The sequence below is a fragment of the Streptomyces sp. SS8 genome (assembly GCF_054072955.1).
In genome coordinates this window covers 51,821-67,389 of the sequence record NZ_JBSVCZ010000027.1, presented here as the reverse complement: position 1 = coordinate 67,389, position 15,569 = coordinate 51,821, and the positions used below count along the sequence as shown (strand labels likewise).

Annotated in this window: 14 protein-coding genes; 11 read left to right on the top strand and 3 right to left on the bottom strand. The window is 70.5% G+C overall.

Features of this window, described 5'->3' with window-relative positions:
* The first annotated feature begins 23 nt into the window (after nucleotides 1-23).
* From ACW69E_RS23040 to ACW69E_RS23025, 4 genes are all read left to right on the top strand, one after another.
* On the top strand, nucleotides 24-857 hold the full coding sequence (locus ACW69E_RS23040; RefSeq protein WP_457500186.1) for a thioesterase family protein: 834 nt from the start codon (nucleotides 24-26) through the stop codon (nucleotides 855-857).
* Nucleotides 858-1,191: 334 nt separating this feature from the next.
* A complete protein-coding gene (locus tag ACW69E_RS23035) occupies nucleotides 1,192-1,668 on the top strand; it encodes a Dps family protein (RefSeq protein WP_457500185.1) in 477 nt (158 codons plus the stop codon).
* 140 nt (nucleotides 1,669-1,808) lie between these two features.
* Nucleotides 1,809-2,978, top strand: coding sequence for a cysteine desulfurase family protein (locus ACW69E_RS23030; protein WP_457500184.1), 1,170 nt, complete (start codon nucleotides 1,809-1,811; stop codon nucleotides 2,976-2,978).
* 225 nt (nucleotides 2,979-3,203) lie between these two features.
* Entirely contained in the window at nucleotides 3,204-5,498 is a 2,295-nt protein-coding gene (locus tag ACW69E_RS23025; protein WP_457500183.1) for an ATP-binding cassette domain-containing protein, read from the top strand.
* A 66-nt stretch (nucleotides 5,499-5,564) separates the two neighbouring features.
* Here ACW69E_RS23025 and ACW69E_RS23020 read toward each other — a convergent pair whose 3' ends face one another.
* Nucleotides 5,565-6,251, bottom strand: coding sequence for an N-acetylmuramoyl-L-alanine amidase (locus tag ACW69E_RS23020; RefSeq protein ID WP_457500182.1), 687 nt, complete (start codon nucleotides 6,249-6,251; stop codon nucleotides 5,565-5,567).
* A gap of 73 nt (nucleotides 6,252-6,324) precedes the next feature.
* Between ACW69E_RS23020 and mnmA the strand changes: the two genes are divergently transcribed.
* The 5 genes from mnmA to ACW69E_RS22995 all read left to right on the top strand — a co-directional run bounded on the left by mnmA (nucleotide 6,325) and on the right by ACW69E_RS22995 (nucleotide 13,624).
* The gene (mnmA, locus tag ACW69E_RS23015) at nucleotides 6,325-7,479 is read left to right on the top strand and encodes a tRNA 2-thiouridine(34) synthase MnmA (RefSeq protein ID WP_457500181.1); all 1,155 of its coding nucleotides are present in this window, start codon (nucleotides 6,325-6,327) and stop codon (nucleotides 7,477-7,479) included.
* Between the two features lie 115 nt (nucleotides 7,480-7,594).
* Nucleotides 7,595-8,884, top strand: a complete 1,290-nt coding sequence (locus ACW69E_RS23010; protein WP_457500180.1) for an AAA family ATPase — start codon at nucleotides 7,595-7,597, stop codon at nucleotides 8,882-8,884.
* Nucleotides 8,881-9,714, top strand: a complete 834-nt coding sequence (locus ACW69E_RS23005; protein WP_457500179.1) for an RloB family protein — start codon at nucleotides 8,881-8,883, stop codon at nucleotides 9,712-9,714. Before ACW69E_RS23010 ends, ACW69E_RS23005 begins: the two co-directional genes overlap by 4 nt.
* Before the next feature lie 99 nt (nucleotides 9,715-9,813).
* Nucleotides 9,814-12,420, top strand: coding sequence for an N-6 DNA methylase (locus ACW69E_RS23000; RefSeq protein ID WP_457500178.1), 2,607 nt, complete (start codon nucleotides 9,814-9,816; stop codon nucleotides 12,418-12,420).
* Nucleotides 12,410-13,624, top strand: coding sequence for a restriction endonuclease subunit S (locus ACW69E_RS22995; protein WP_457500177.1), 1,215 nt, complete (start codon nucleotides 12,410-12,412; stop codon nucleotides 13,622-13,624). Before ACW69E_RS23000 ends, ACW69E_RS22995 begins: the two co-directional genes overlap by 11 nt.
* Before the next feature lie 19 nt (nucleotides 13,625-13,643).
* Here the strand turns inward: ACW69E_RS22995 and ACW69E_RS22990 are convergent, their stop codons facing one another.
* The gene (locus tag ACW69E_RS22990) at nucleotides 13,644-13,820 is read right to left on the bottom strand and encodes a DUF397 domain-containing protein (RefSeq protein WP_457500176.1); all 177 of its coding nucleotides are present in this window, start codon (nucleotides 13,818-13,820) and stop codon (nucleotides 13,644-13,646) included.
* An 11-nt stretch (nucleotides 13,821-13,831) separates the two neighbouring features.
* On the bottom strand, nucleotides 13,832-14,686 hold the full coding sequence (locus tag ACW69E_RS22985) for a helix-turn-helix domain-containing protein (RefSeq protein ID WP_457500175.1): 855 nt from the start codon (nucleotides 14,684-14,686) through the stop codon (nucleotides 13,832-13,834).
* 305 nt (nucleotides 14,687-14,991) lie between these two features.
* Here ACW69E_RS22985 and ACW69E_RS22980 point away from each other — a divergent pair, with 305 nt between their 5' ends.
* Nucleotides 14,992-15,258 (top strand): ATP-binding protein, encoded by a 267-nt coding sequence (locus tag ACW69E_RS22980; protein WP_457500174.1) that lies wholly within the window; start codon nucleotides 14,992-14,994, stop codon nucleotides 15,256-15,258.
* Between the two features lie 84 nt (nucleotides 15,259-15,342).
* The gene (locus ACW69E_RS22975) at nucleotides 15,343-15,489 is read left to right on the top strand and encodes a hypothetical protein (protein ID WP_457500173.1); all 147 of its coding nucleotides are present in this window, start codon (nucleotides 15,343-15,345) and stop codon (nucleotides 15,487-15,489) included.
* The last annotated feature ends 80 nt before the right edge of the window (nucleotides 15,490-15,569 follow it).

Below are 15,569 nucleotides of genomic sequence, written 5' to 3'. Positions count from 1 at the left end.
AAAAGCCTGTACCGTGTACTGCCATGACCGAGGCAACCATCGGTACCAGCGCGTTCGATCGCGACACGGCCGTCACAGCGCAGGGGGAGGGCGTCTACGGCGCCGAACTCTCCGCCCAGTGGACCATCGGGCACGCCGTCAACGGCGGCTACCTGCTGGCCCTGCTCGGCCGGGCCCTCGGCGACGCACTGCCGCACCCCGACCCCTTCACCATCACCGCGCACTACCTCACCGCCTCCCGGCCCGGCCCGGCGACCGTGCGCACCACCGCCGTACGCGCCGGCCGGACCCTGTCCACCGGCGCGGCCTCCCTGCTCCAGCGGGACGAGGACGGGCGGGAGGTCGAGCGCATCCGCGTGCTGGCGAGCTACGGGGACCTGGCCGCGCTGCCCGACGACGTCCGCACCAGCGCCAAGCCGCCGCAGATCCCGCCGTACGAGAGCTGCCTCGGGGCCAGGGACGGCATGGACCCGTCCGCCGTCCCGCCCATCACCCACCAGATCGACCTGCGCCTGGACCCGGCCACCGTGGGCTGGGCGGTCGGCGCTCCCAGCGGGCGCGGCGAGATGCGCGGCTGGTTCGGGCTGGCCGACGGTCGCGACCACGACCCGCTCTCCCTGCTGCTGGCGGTGGACGCCCTGCCGCCCACCGCCTTCGAGCTGGGCCTGTCCGGCTGGGTGCCGACGGTGGAGCTGACCGTCCACGTCCGCCGCCGCCCGGCCCCCGGGCCGGTGCGGGTGGCGATCACCACCCGCAATCTGGCCGGCGGCTTCCTGGAGGAGGACGCCGACGTCTGGGACAGCGAGGACCGGCTGGTCGCACAGTCCCGGCAGCTCGCCCGCGCCCTGCCGGCCTGAGCCCCGCCGGTCCGGTCCCCGCCGGTTTGATCCCCGCCGGTTTGAGCGCGGACCGGACCGCCCCCGTCGCGCGATCCGCGGCCCGTCCCCCCTTGCCGGAGGGGGACGGGCCGCTTCCGCATGCGGCGGGCGGCGCGGGGCACACGTGATGACGTCGCCCCGATGCCCCGGCACCCGCCGCGACCGGCGCGAACGCGGTGCGCGACCGGACCGGCGGGGCCGGCGGCACGGGAGTGGCGGAGCCCTTCACGGGTAGCCTGAAAAGGGACGAATGGCGTGAATGGCGCCACATGCGGCAAAGCTCCCCCGTGAGAGAAGTGAAGGTGGTCAACGGATGTACGCCGTGAAGAGCACACTGCCCGACCAGGACCTCAAGGTCGTCGGAGAGGCGCTGCAGGGCGCACTGGTGGACCTGGTCGATCTGTCGCTGGTGGCCAAGCAGGTCCACTGGACCGTGATCGGACCGCGGTTCCGCTCCATCCACCTCCAGCTCGACGAGGTCGTGGACACCGCGCGCACCTACTCCGACACCGTCGCCGAGCGCGCCGCGGCCCTGGGCCTGGCCCCCGACGGCCGTGCCTCCGCCCTCGCCTCCGGCAGCGCCATCACCGGGGTGGACAGCGGCTGGCACCAGGACGACAAGGCCGTCGAGGTCATGGTCGGTGCGCTGGCCTCGGTGGTGAACCGGATGCGCGAGCGCATGGACGCCACGGAGAAGCCCGACCCGGTGACCCAGGACATCCTCATCTCGATCATCGCCGACCTCGAGAAGCACCACTGGATGTTCCAGGCCGAGCACAAGGGCGGCTGAGGACGTCCCCGGGGACGTCCGGGGACGTCCGGGACGTCCCGCCCGCCCCCGGGCCGGGCGGGACGGAAGGAGCGAGGACCGGCCAGTCGGCCGGTCCTCGCTCTCGTCCCGGCCCGGGCGGCTCGTAGAATCGGTTAACCATGGCCTACCTTGACCACGCCGCCACCACCCCCATGCTTCCGGAGGCGGTGCAGGCGATGACCGCCCAGCTCGGCCTCGCCGGCAACGCCTCCTCCCTCCACGCGGCGGGAAGGCGGGCCCGCCGCACGGTGGAGGAGGGGCGCGAGGCCCTCGCCGCGGCGCTGGGCGCCCGGCCGAGCGAGGTGGTCCTCACCTCCGGCGGCACCGAGGCCGACAACCTCGCGGTCAAGGGCCTGTACTGGGCCCGGCGCGCGGCCGACCCCGCCCGCACCCGCGTCCTGGCCAGCCCCGTGGAGCACCACGCCGTCCTCGACGCCGTCCACTGGCTCGCCGACCACGAGGGCGCCCGGGTGGAGTGGCTGCCGGTCGACTCCCTGGGGCGGGTCCACCCCGAGGCGCTGCGCGAGGCGGTGGGGGAGAAGCCCGAGGACGTCGCCCTGATCACCGTGATGTGGGCCAACAACGAGATCGGCACCCTCCAGCCCACGGCCGAACTGGCCGCGACCGCCGCCGAGTTCGGCATCCCGATGCACGCGGACGCCGTCCAGGCCGTCGGCCAGGTGCCGGTGGACTTCGCCGCCTCCGGCCTGGCCGCGATGACGGTCAGCGGCCACAAGATCGGCGGCCCGTACGGCATCGGCGCGCTGCTGCTGGGCAGGCAGTGGTCCCCCACGCCGCTGCTGCACGGCGGCGGCCAGGAGCGCGACGTGCGCTCCGGCACCCTCGACGTGCCCGCCGTCGCCGCCTTCGCGGTCGCCGCACGGCTGGCGGCCGAGCGGCGCGAGGAGTTCGCCCGGGAGATCGGCGCGCTGCGGGACGCACTGGTGGCGGCCGTGACCGAGGCCGTGCCGGACGCCGTCCTGGGCGGCGACCCCGACCCGGCCGGGCGGCTGCCCGCCAACGCGCACTTCTCCTTCCCCGGCTGCGAGGGCGACTCGCTGCTGCTCCTGCTGGACGCCCAGGGCATCGAGTGCTCCACCGGATCGGCCTGCACCGCCGGCGTCGCCCAGCCCAGCCACGTCCTGCTGGCCACGGGCACCGACCCGGAGCTGGCCCGGGGCACCCTGCGCTTCTCCCTGGGGCACACCTCCACCAGGGCGGACGTGGACGCGGTGGCCGCCGCCATCGGCCCGGCGGTGGAGCGCGCCCGCAGCGCCGGGCTGTCGTAGCCGTACCCGGCCGTACCCAGGCCGTACCCGCCGCTGCAGCCGGACTCGAGTCCGGCTGCAGCGGCGTCTGTGACCCTGTCCGAAACCGGTCTGTGCCGTCGACCGCGCGAGTACGGTGTACGCGTTTCCCCGGCTCGGTCACCACCGGCACCGCCCCGCGCGGGTCGGCTCTCCAGCCTGCCCGAGGCACGACCACCACCGCGACTCGCAGCAAGGGAGAGCCGGATGCCCACCGATACCTCCAGTCCCCGGCCGCCGCACACCGCCGACGGCCACGACACGATCCAGGTGCGCGGCGCCCGGGAGAACAACCTCCGAAACGTCTTTCTGGACATTCCCAAGCGCCGTCTGACGGTCTTCACCGGCGTCTCCGGATCCGGTAAGTCCTCGCTGGTCTTCGGCACCATCGCCGCGGAGTCGCAGCGTCTGATCAACGAGACGTACACCGCCTTCGTCCAGTCGTTCATGCCGAGCCTGGGCCGCCCGGACGTCGACGGCCTGCACAACCTGAGCGCCGCCATCGTCGTCGACCAGGAGCGGATGGGCGCCAACTCACGCTCCACGGTCGGCACCGCCACCGACGCCCACACCATGCTGCGGATCGTCTTCAGCCGGCTCGGCACCCCGCACATCGGCACCTCCAGCGCCTTCAGCTTCAACAGCGCCGAGGGCATGTGCCCGGACTGCGAGGGCATCGGCCGGGTCTCGGACATCGACGTCGGCCAGGTCGTGGACCGGGAGCGCTCCCTGAACGACGGGGCGATCACCGCCCCCGGGTTCACCGTGGGCTCGTGGTTCTGGAAGGTCGTCACGGGCTCGGGCCTCTTCGACCCCGACACTCCGCTGAGGGACTTCACCCCCGCCCAGTGGGAGGACCTCCTCCACAAGCCCGCCACCAAGATCAAGACGGGCGGCGGGACGATCACCTACGAGGGCCTGGTGACCAAGATCCGGCGCACCTACCTCTCCAAGGACCGCGAGTCGATGCAGCCCCACATCCGGGCCTTCACCGACCAGGCGGTGATCTTCACCGACTGCCGCGCCTGCGGCGGCGCGCGCCTGAACGCCGCGGCCCTCTCCTCGAGGATCGGCGGCGTCAACATCGCCGAGTGCTCCGCGATGCAGATCAGCGACCTGGCCGAGTTCGTCGCGGGCATCGAGGACGAATCCGTGGCCCCCCTGCTGGCGGGCCTGCGGCAGCTGCTGGACTCGCTGGTCGAGATCGGGCTGGGCTACCTGAGCCTGGACCGCACCTCCGGCAGCCTCTCGGGCGGCGAGGCGCAGCGGGTGAAGATGGTCCGCCACCTCGGCTCCTCCCTCACCGACGTCACCTACGTCTTCGACGAGCCCACCACCGGCCTGCACCCGCACGACATCCAGCGGATGAACAACCTGCTGCTGCGCCTGCGCGACAAGGGCAACACCGTCCTCGTCGTCGAGCACAAACCCGAGGTCATCGCCATCGCCGACCACGTCGTCGACCTCGGCCCCGGCGCCGGGACGGCCGGCGGGGAGATCGGCTACAGCGGTGACGTGGCCGGGCTGCGCGCCTCCTCCACCCTGACCGGCCGGTACCTGGAGCACCGGGTCCGGCTGCGCGAGGACGTGCGCACCCCGGGCGGGCACCTGCCCGTCAGGGGCGCGCGGCGGCACAACCTCAAGGACGTGGACGTCGACATACCTCTGGGTGTGCTGACGGTGGTCACCGGAGTCGCGGGCTCGGGCAAGAGCTCGCTGATCCACGGCGCGCTGCCCGGCCGGGAGGGCGTCGTCGTCGCCGACCAGTCGCCGATCCGCGGCTCCCGCCGCAGCAATCCGGCCACCTACACCGGACTGCTGAACCACATCCGCACCGCCTTCGCCAAGGCCAACGGGGTCAGGGCCGCGCTGTTCAGCGCCAACTCCGAGGGCGCCTGCCCCGCCTGCAACGGCGCCGGCGTCGTCTACACCGACCTGGCCATGATGGCCGGGGTGGCCTCGGTCTGCGAGCAGTGCGAGGGCAGGCGCTTCACCCCCGACGTCCTCACCCACAAACTGCGCGGCAAGGACATCAGCGAGGTCCTGGGCATGTCGGTGGCCGAGGCCCACGAGTTCTTCCCCTCCGGCCAGACGCACACCGTGCTGGGCCGCCTCGTCGACGTCGGCCTGGAGTACCTCAGTCTGGGGCAGCCGCTGAACACCCTCTCCGGAGGCGAGCGGCAGCGCCTGAAACTGGCCGTCAACATGGCGAGCAAGGGTGCGGTCTACGTACTGGACGAGCCGACCACCGGTCTCCACCTGGCGGACGTGGACCAGCTGCTGGCCCTGCTGGACCGGCTGGTGGACGAGGGCAACACGGTCATCGCCATCGAGCACCACCAGGCCGTGATGGCCCGCGCCGACTGGCTGATCGACCTCGGCCCGGGCGGCGGCCACGACGGCGGCCGGATCGTCTTCACCGGCACCCCGGCCGAGCTCGTCGCCAAGGGCGACACCCTGACCGCCCTGCACCTGCGCGAGTACGTGGAGGCCGGCGTGTAGGCCACGGGAGGGCCGGCCCGTCCCCGCCGGGGGAGGGCCGGCCGCCCCCGGCTCACGCCCGGTGGGTCACGCCTCGCGGACGGGGACGTCCCGCACCATCCGCATGTACCGCTCCCAGTCCCAGTGCGGCCCGGGATCGGTGTGGTCGGTGCCGGGCACCTCGACGTGGCCGATGACGTGCTCGCGGTCCCGGGGCAGGCCGTACCGGTCGCATATCCCGGCCGTCAGCGCCGCCGACGCCCGGTAGGTGGCGTCGGTGATCGTCTCCGGGCGGTCCACGAAGCCCTCGTGCTCGATGCCGACGCTGCGCTCGTTGTACTCGCGGTTGCCCGCGTGGTACGCCACGTCCAGCTCCCGCACCATCTGCGTCACCTTCCCGTCGGAGGTGCGCACCACGTAGTGCGTCGCGGCGCGGTGGGACGGGTCCTGGAAGACCTTCAGGGCCACCGCGTAGGGGCCCTGGATGACGTGCACCACCACCCGGTCGATGGTGTAGTCGTAGGGCCGGTCGGCCCGCCGCCAGTTCGCCTCGGACGCCGGCACCCAGTCCGCCCCGGGGTGGTCCACCTCGCCCTCGGTGCGCGGCCGGTCCACACCCGGCACCTTCCACCACGTCCGGGCCAGATCGTCGCGGGCCGCGTACCCGAGGGCGCCCAGTCCCACCGCCGCCCCGCCGACCAGCAGGGCGCGGCGGCCCACCGGCCGCCCCTTCCCGTCCGCCCGGCGGTGTCCGGGGGCATCTTTCTCGCTCACGGCGAGCACAACGCCCGGGAACACCCGTACGGTTCCATCGGGCCGCGCCCGGACCCGTACCCTGGAGGGCGCTATGACTGACACGACCGGTGCGCCCGCCCCCGCCCCCCGCCTCCGCGTCCTCGCCGCCATGTCCGGCGGCGTGGACTCCGCCGTCGCCGCCGCCCGCGCGGTGGAGGCGGGCCACGACGTCACCGGCGTCCACCTCGCCCTCTCGGCGAACCCGCAGTCCTTCCGCACGGGCGCCCGCGGCTGCTGCACGGTCGAGGACTCCCGCGACGCCCGCCGCGCCGCCGACGTCATCGGCATCCCCTTCTACGTGTGGGACCTGGCCGAGCGCTTCCGCCAGGACGTGGTGGAGGACTTCGTCGCCGAGTACGAGGCCGGCCGCACCCCCAACCCCTGCCTGCGCTGCAACGAGAAGATCAAGTTCGCCGCGCTGCTGGACAAGGCCCTGGCACTGGGCTTCGACGCGGTGTGCACCGGCCACTACGCCACCGTCGTCGTCCGCGAGGACGGCGCCCGCGAGCTGCACCGCGCCACCGACATGGCCAAGGACCAGAGCTATGTGCTGGGCGTGCTGGACGAGCGGCAGCTCGCCCACGCCATGTTCCCCCTCGGCGACACCGCCACCACCAAGGAGGAGATCCGCGCCGAGGCCGAGCGCCGGGGCCTGGCGGTGGCGAAGAAGCCCGACAGCCACGACATCTGCTTCATCGCCGACGGCGACACCCAGGGCTTCCTGGCCAGGCACCTGGGCACCGCCGAGGGCGACATCCTCGACGAGGACGGCAACAAGCTCGGCACCCACTCCGGCGCGTACGGCTTCACCGTCGGCCAGCGCAAGGGCCTGCGCATCGGCCACCCCGCCCCCGACGGCAAGCCGCGCTACGTGCTGGACATCTCCCCGGTGGACAACACCGTCACCGTCGGCCCGGCCTCCGCACTGGACGTGGTCGCGCTGCGGGCCATCCGCCCCCGCTGGTGCGGCACCCCGCCCACCGGGCCGGGCACCTACACCGCCCAGCTGCGCGCCCACGGCGGCGAGACGCCGGTGACGGCGGAGCTGGTCGGCGGTCCGGACGGCGACGAGCTGAAGGTGGCCTTCACCGAGCCGGTGCGCGGCGTCGCCCCGGGCCAGGCGATCGTCCTCTACGACGGTACCCGCGTGGTCGGCTCGGCCACCATCGCCGCCACCGAGCGCCGCCGGGCGGCGGCCGTCAGCTGAAGCTGACGTTCCGGTAGCGCTGCTCTGGATGGGGTCTTAGGCTGCCTGACGCGGGTAACCCGTACAGGAGAACCTATGACGGTCGCCGAAGAGCCGTCTCGTGAGGAGGTCGGCCGTGCTGCTCAGCTTCCGGGTGGCCAACCACCGGTCGATCCGTGACGAGCAGGAGCTGTCACTGGTGGCCACCGAGTTCAACGAGGGCACCGGGCGCGACACCGGTGTCCGTATCGAAGGCAAACCGGTCTCGGCGCTCCCGGTGATCGGGCTGTTCGGCGCCAACGGCTCGGGCAAGTCCAACGCGCTGAGCGCCATGCGCTTCATGCGCACGGCCGTACTGGACTCCGTCGCGGACTGGGCCAAGGAGCCGGGCGTGCCGCGCGAGCCCTTCGAACTCGACCCCGAGGCGCGGGAGGAGACCAGCCTCTTCGAGGTGGACCTGCTGCTCGGCCGCGACCCGGTCCGCTACACCTACGGCTTCGAGGTCTCCGACGAGCGGGTCGAGGCCGAGTGGCTGCACGCCTACCCCTCCGGCCGGCGCCAGGTCTGGTTCGACCGGGAGGCCGAACGCCCGGAGGAGGAGGGCGGCGAGTTCAGGTTCCCCGGCACCGGCCTCGGAGGCCGAAAGGAGGAGCACACCGCCATCACCCGCCTCACCCGGCCCAACGCCCTGTTCCTGACCGCCGCCGCGACGCTGAACCACCCCCGCCTGTCGGCCCTGCACCGGTGGTTCAGGGACAACCTGTGGCTGGTCACCTCGCACAAGGATGTACCCGCCCGCACTCGGTGGACCAGGGAGCGTCTCACGGCCGGGGACGCCGGCCCGCACTTCCGCGAACGCCTGGAGCGGCTGCTGGTCAGGGCGGACCTGGGCATCACCGGCCTCACCACCGACCCGGACACCGGGGAGGTCCAGCTCCTGCACCGCACCCGCGACGGCGGCACCCGGCCACTGGACTTCATGCGGCAGGAGTCCCTGGGCACCCACGCCTGGTTCGCGTTCCTCGGCCCCCTGCTGCGCGTCCTGGACCGGGGCGGCACGCTGCTGGCCGACGAACTGGACTCCAGTCTGCACCCCCGCCTGGCGGCGGAGGTCGTCCGCATGTTCCAGAGCGAGGACGCCAACCCGCGCACCGCCCAGCTGATCTTCACCACCCATGACGCGACGCTGCTCGGCCCGTCCGTCGCGGAACGGCCACTCGACCGCGACCAAATCTGGATCACCCTGAAGGACGTGACGGGGGAGAGCGCGCTGTATCCGCTCACCGCCGCGCGGAAGGCCCGCAAGGACGAGAACCTGGAGCGCCGCTATCTCCACGGCCACTACGGCGGAGTCCCCCGGCTCACCGCGGGCGAGCTGGCCCGGGAGATCGCCGTTCTCGAAGAGGAGCTGAAGGCGACAGCGTGAGCGGCAGGGGGAAGAGGGAACAGGAGCGGCAGCGCGGCGGCGGCCGGGGCCGCAGGCGGGAACGGCCTGTCGGCGGCCCGGCACGCCGCCCGGTCACCTCCTACGGCGACCGGTCGCAGCGGGTGGTCTACATCGCCTGCGAGGGGACGAAGACCGAACACGACTACCTGCGGCTCCTCAACACCACCTACGGCGACCGCCCCGGGAAGCAGCCCTTCCACCTGCACTACATCGGCGACACCAACGGGCTGCGCCCCGAGGAGACCGTCGACCGGGTGCTGGAGGAGGCCGGCCCGGAGGACGAGAAGTGGGTCCTGTTCGACCGCGACGCGAAGGACAACCGCGACGCCGACATCCCCAGGGCCATGCGCAAGGCGCACGAGAACGGCGTCCAGGTCGGCCTCTCCCACCCCTCCTTCGAACTGTGGCTGCTGCTGCACTTCAAAAGCTGGACCAGCCAGGAGAACGGCCGCGACGACAAGGTCAAGGGCGAACTGCGCAGGCACAGGGACGCCAAGGGTTTCCAGGACTACGACAAGGCGTCCGGAGACCGGGGCAAGGGGCTGGGCGGGCAGCGCGGCCAGTCGCTGATCGGGCGCGAGAGGACCGCGATCCGCAACGCCCGCGGCCTGATCGGGCAGTGCCCGCACGGCGCCTGCTCCGCCAGGAGGGCCGACGCCGGACCGATCCGCCCGGGCGTCTCCGAGACGTACGGGAAGTGGGTGGCGCGCACCGGCCACGCAGCCGACTGCGACCCCCTCCGGCGGGACCCGTCCACTGAGGTGTGGCGCCTGCTCACCGCCCTGGACATCGGCACCGAGGGTCCTTGAGAACGCTTTGACCTGCCGTTTTCCCCTCCAGGCCCTGCTCCGTCTAGGCTGCGGAGGCTCCTTTCCGCAGACCCGAACCACCCAAGGACGGGACGGCCCGTGGCCAGACTCACCCTGCCCCAGCTCGAACGGCACCTGTTCTCGGCCGCCGACATCCTGCGCGGCCGGATGGACGCCTCGGAGTACCGGGACTACATCTTCGGGATGCTCTTCCTCAAGCGCTGCTCGGACGAGTTCGAACCGCGGTGGCGCCGGGTCTTCGAGCAGGCGCTGGAGCGCACGGGGAGCGAGGAGAAGGCCCTGGCACGGGCGAACGATCCCGACTCCTACGACGACCTGTACGTCCCGCCGCGCGCCCGCTGGTGGCCCGGCCCGCACTTCGACCCCGAGCGCCCCGGCCACCCGGCGCCCGGCATCTCCCGCCTGACGGAGAAGGTCGGCGAAGGACTCGACCAGGCGCTCTCGGCGCTCCAGGACAGCAACGAGGCCATCACCGGAGTCGCCTCGCACATCGAGTTCAACGGCCTGGTCGGCACCCGCCCCCGCTTCACCGACAACGAACTGCGCACCCTCGTCCGGCACTTCTCGCTGTACCGGCTGCGCAACGAGGACTTCGAGTTCCCCGACATGCTGGGGGCGGCGTACGAGTACCTGATCGGCCGGTTCGCCGACACCGCCGGCCAGAGCGGCGGCGAGTTCTACACCCCGCGCTCGGTGGTGCGGATGATGGTCCGCCTGGTCGATCCGCGCCCCGGCCAGACGGTCTACGACCCGTGCGCGGGTTCCGGAGGCATGCTCATCGCCGCTCGTGAGTACGTGGAGGAGCACGGCGGCAACCCCCAGGAGCTGATGCCTTACGGCCAGGACAAGAACGGCGCCTCCTGGTCCATGGCCACCATGAACATGCTGCTGCACGGCATCACCGAGTTCGAGCTGAAACACGGCGACACCCTTGCCGAGCCGCTGCACCTGGACGAGCACGACCGGTTGAGGAAGTTCACCAAGGTCCTCTCCAACCCGCCCTTCTCCCTGAACTACGACGCGGCCATGGTCGCCAAGGCGGACAAGGACCACGGGGAGCGGATGCGCTGGGGCTGGGCCCCGGAGAACGGCAAGAAGGCCGACCTGATGTTCGTCCAGCACATGGTGTCGGTGCTGGAGGAGGACGGCGTCGCCGCCACCGTCATGCCGCACGGCGTGCTGTTCCGGGGCGGTGAGGAAGGCAAGATCCGCAGGAGGCTGCTGGAGGACGACGTCATCGAGGCGGTCATCGGTCTCGGCCCCAACCTCTTCTACGGCACCGGCATCCCCGCCTGCATCCTCGTCCTGCGGCGGCCCCACCGGAAGGAGGGCGACCGGAAGGGGAAGGTGCTGTTCATCAACGCCGACCGGGAGTACACGCCGGGCCGCAACCAGAACGAGCTCGGCCCCCAGCACGCCGAGAAGATCGTCACCGTCTTCCAGAAGTGGCGGCCGATCCCCGGCTACTCGCGGATCGTGGAGCGCGATGAGCTGCTGAAGGCCGACGCCAACCTCAACGTCCGCCGCTGGGTGGACAACTCCCCGCCGCCCGAGCCCCAGGACGTACGGGCGCACCTGTACGGCGGCGTGCCCAGAGCCGAGGTCGAGGCGAAGGCGAAGCTCTTCGAGGCGTACGGCGTGGACGTGCGGACTCTCTTCGCGGAAGGGGAGAGCCGCGAGGGCCGGGAGGAGTGGGACGACGACTACTACGACTTCCTGCCGGAAGGCCCCGAGGCCACGGCCGCGCGTATCCCGGAACTGACGGCGGCACGTGAGGCGAAGCTGAGGGATGCCTACGGCACGTGGTGGGAAGAGCATGCGCCCCGGTTCGCCGAGCTGACCGAGCACCGGAAGCTGATGCGGCTGCGCGGCTCGCTGATGAGCGGCTTCACGAAGGCCGTGGGCGGGGCGGGGCTGCTGGACGAGTACACCACCGGCGGCATCATCGCCGACTGGTGGACGGCCAACCGTTATGACGTGAAAGCCCTGGCAGCCGGCGGTTTCGTGCGGGTACTGGAAGGCTGGATCGACTCGGTCGAGGCCATCGTGGAGCCGGCCGACGCGGGCGCGAGCGCGGGCAAGCGCAAGGCGGCCGTCTCGGCGGCCGACCGCCGCCGCGCGATGGACCATCCGGTGGTGCGCGAGCTGATCCCGGAGTTTCTGGGCGAGGTGGCCAGAGCGGACGCCGCCCTGGCGGATGCGGACACGGCGTACAAGACGGCGCTGGAAGCGCTGAAGGCAGCCACGGGCGACGATGCAGAAGAGGATGAGGACGTGGACGCCGGGGCGGACGCCGACGTGGACGAGGCCGCCGAGAAGAAGGCGGCCGACCCGGAGGAGATCGCCCGCCTGGATGCGGCCGTCGAACAGAAGAAGAAGGCCCGCACGGCAGCCTCGAAGAAGCGCCGCGACCTGGACAAGCGGTTCCTGAAGGACCTCAAGGCCGCGGCGGAGGTGGCCGCCGCGACGCCGGGCGACGCGGAACGCGTCGTGCTCGCCGTACTGGAACGGGATCTCGGCCAACGCCTCGACGCGGCGATCGCATCGGGACGGCGTGGCCTGGTCGCCGCGTTCCGCACCTGGGTGGACAAGTACGCCGTCTCGCTGGCCGAGCTGGAAGCGGACAGCGACAGCGCGGCTGGCGAGCTGACGGGATGGCTGAAGGAGCTCGGCTATGCGCGGTGAGGGTGAGACGGCGGCCGCTGAGCGGAACTGGCCCGGTAGCTGGCGCCGGGTGACGTTGGCGGAGGCCGGGCAGTGGCTGTCCGGAGGAACCCCGAGCACCTCCAATGAAGCGTTCTGGGGCGGAGACATTCCATGGATCAGCGGAGCGAGCCTGAAAGAGTTCCACCTGGCTAACTCGGACCGACGCCTGACTCGTCTGGGCGCTGTGAACGGATCTCGACTGGTGCCGAAAGGCGCCACGCTCTTCGTCGTGCGGGGCATGAGTCTGAAGTCGGAGTTCCGCATCGGTGTTGCCGAACGGGAGCTGGCGTTCGGCCAGGACTGCAAGGCGATCATCCCCGCTGATGGGATCGACCCATACTTCCTCGCCTACGCAATTCGGGTGCGCGCTCCTGAAATCTTGAGCATGGTTGAGGAGACCAGTCACGGTACGGGTCGTCTGGACACTGGACGCCTCAAAGGGCTTGAGATCCCCATTCCATCTATCACTGAGCAGCGACGGGTTGTTGCGACTCAGGTTGCTTTCGAGCGTCGCGTTGAAGTGATTGAGCGGCTTATGCAAAAGCAGGCATCTGTGTTGGATGCTCTGGTGAGCACTCTTCTTCATGAGAGTGCGCATGACTTCCGGACGCTGGATGATTTGAGCGATTCTATTATTCCTGGGATCACTCTCGGTTCGCATCGTGTTCCGCGTCGCAAACCTTCAGGTTACTTGCGAGTGGCCAATGTGCGGAAGGGGCGGATCAACGCCAGTGATCTCTCCTTTCTTGAGGCTGATGAAAAAGACCATGCGCGGTATGGCTTGGTCAACGGGGACATCCTTGTGGTGGAAGGGCATGCCGATCCTGACCAGATCGGGCGAAGCGCCGTAGTCGGGGAAGCGGAATCGGGTCTCCTCTACCAGAATCATCTTTTCCGTGTGAGGTTCACGGAGGTGCTGCCCGAGTTCGCGATGCTGTGGCTTAATTCTGCAACTGTTCGTTCCTATTGGAAAAAGCACTGCGCTACCAGTTCGGGGCTTTATACTCTTAATTCGAAGCTTTTGTCAAGGGTTCCGTTCCCTTGTGTTGAGTTCTCTGAACAGGAGCGGATTGTTGCTGCATGGAGGTCTGTAAAGAATTCGCTTGATGTGTTGAAGAAGGAGGCTGTCAAGCTCCGCATGGTCCAGAGGGCAGTTTGCGGTGATCTGCTGGGAGATAGATAGAAGCGCTCGCTTGTTAATTTCATCGGGGCTTTATTCTGGAAATGAAGGATCGGAAGGTGGCGCTGCTGGTCGTGATGACTTGTTCCGGTGTATTGCTGTCCCGGATCGCTATGTCGTCACCGTCGATGGCTATCTCGACACAGTTGTTGCCGCCGTTTCCGCAGTAAGACGACCTCTGCCAGGTAAGCTCGGGCATGTCCGTTCCTCTCACATCTCACGTGCGATGGACCAGATGAAGTCACGAGATTTCTTGGCGGGCAGTGCGATGCCCTCCATTATGTCCAGCACGGTTCGGTAGTTGGCGAGCGGCGTCGGGGAATCAACGAAGGCCGGGCCGTGCACCGTGTCGATGTGCACGGTATCCAATTCGGGAACCGGGCTCTCCGCGTACAGGATCGACTGGCCGGCGCTGGGGAAGCCGCCCGCGCTGAACGGGATGACCAGCAGCGTGACGTGATCGTGCTCCGTGACGTCGGCCAATCGCTTGAGTTGCGCGCGGGTGACGTCACGGCCGCCGAACTGCATACGCAAAGCGGCTTCGTGGATGATGCCGACGTACGGTGTCGGGTTCTCCCGCTCGAAGATCGCCTGCCGCCCGAGGCGGTGCGCCACGCGCAGTTCGACTTGCAGCCGGGGGAGCTTCGGAACGGCAAGTTCGAACATCGCCCGTGCGTGGTCCTCGGTCTGGAACAGGCCCGGTACGTGCACGGTCTGCGAGGTCCGGATGCGGGTGGCGTGGTGCTCGATCTCGGAGATGTCGAGGAAGCCGTCGGGCAGCTTGCCCCGGTACTCCTCCCACCAGTTGCGGTTTCTCCGGCTGCCGGCCATGGCGGCGAGTGCGTCGACAAGCGCCTGGTCCGGGCAGTGGTAGAGGCAGGCGAGCTGGCGGACGCGGTCCTCGCTGAGCCCGGTCCGGCCCGCTTCGATGTTGGAGATCATCGTGCGGTCGGCGCCGAGAAGTGCTGCTGCCTGCTGGGTTGAGATGCCCGCCTGTTCTCGCATGCGGCGGATCTCTGTGGCCAGGCGGCGCTGACGGCCGGTGGGGGCGTTCCTTGGTGCCATCTGTCCTCTCTCGCCGTGAGCCCGGCCAGTCTGCCAGCGCTGCATGAGGCGGTCTAGTGAGTCATTGGTGGGTTCACTCTTTCGTGAGTAGGTGACTCACGTGTGAGTTGTTTTCCTCTAGCGTGTGAGCCGCGCCACCGCGCCGTGTCGCCGAGCGCGTAGCGGAAGCGCACCGGTTCGCTCATGCCCGGGAGGGCGAAACGGCAGGCCACCGCTCACAGTTCGACGCACCGAGGACCGCGCGGTTCGCGCGTAACGCCCACCCGTCACCCGAGGCACGACCACACCTGACCCGGAGGAGCCGCGTGACCGCACTGCCGCTTCCGACCCCCTCGCCGATGCCGTTCGACCACCCCTGGGAGTACGAACTCCGCTTCCCCCGTGACCCGCGCGGCCCCGGGATCGCCAGAACCACCCTGCGCGCCGTCCTGGCCGCCCATGGACTGCACGACCTGACCTACCGGGCCGAGCTGCTGGCCTCCGAACTGGCCACCAACTCCGTGCGGTACGCCGAGCACAGCCCCGCCGTGCGGCTCCAGTGGTCCTACCCCGTCCTCCGCGTCAGCGTGTGAGACGCCGACCCGAAGATCCCCTCTCCCGTCCTGCCCCCGCCACCACCCGACCGGGAGAGCGGGCGAGGGCTGCTGATCCTGGACGTGCTGGCCGACAGGTGGGGCGGCTGTCCGGACGCCGGCGAACCGTCCGGAGGGACCGGAGGGAACGGGCCGGGCGGCAAGACCGTCTGGTTCGAGCTGCTCTGGGGTGAGCCCCCGCCCCCGTCCGACTTCGCGCCCGCCGCCTGACGAAGGGACAGGCATGCGTAACCGCCGCCCACCGGAGGTAGGGTTCCCCGTACCCGTCTCCGGTGGGCTCCGGGGCGGGC

Excerpts from the sequence above, each read along its gene's own strand:
- ACW69E_RS22985 (WP_457500175.1), bottom strand. The coding sequence starts at position 14,686 with ATGGCACCAAGGAACGCCCCCACCGGCCGTCAGCGCCGCCTGGCCACA.
- ACW69E_RS22990 (WP_457500176.1), bottom strand. The coding sequence starts at position 13,820 with ATGCCCGAGCTTACCTGGCAGAGGTCGTCTTACTGCGGAAACGGCGGC.
- ACW69E_RS23035 (WP_457500185.1), top strand. The coding sequence starts at position 1,192 with ATGTACGCCGTGAAGAGCACACTGCCCGACCAGGACCTCAAGGTCGTC.
- ACW69E_RS23030 (WP_457500184.1), top strand. The coding sequence starts at position 1,809 with ATGGCCTACCTTGACCACGCCGCCACCACCCCCATGCTTCCGGAGGCG.
- mnmA (WP_457500181.1), top strand. The coding sequence starts at position 6,325 with ATGACTGACACGACCGGTGCGCCCGCCCCCGCCCCCCGCCTCCGCGTC.
- ACW69E_RS22995 (WP_457500177.1), top strand. The coding sequence starts at position 12,410 with ATGCGCGGTGAGGGTGAGACGGCGGCCGCTGAGCGGAACTGGCCCGGT.
- ACW69E_RS23040 (WP_457500186.1), top strand. The coding sequence starts at position 24 with ATGACCGAGGCAACCATCGGTACCAGCGCGTTCGATCGCGACACGGCC.
- ACW69E_RS23025 (WP_457500183.1), top strand. The coding sequence starts at position 3,204 with ATGCCCACCGATACCTCCAGTCCCCGGCCGCCGCACACCGCCGACGGC.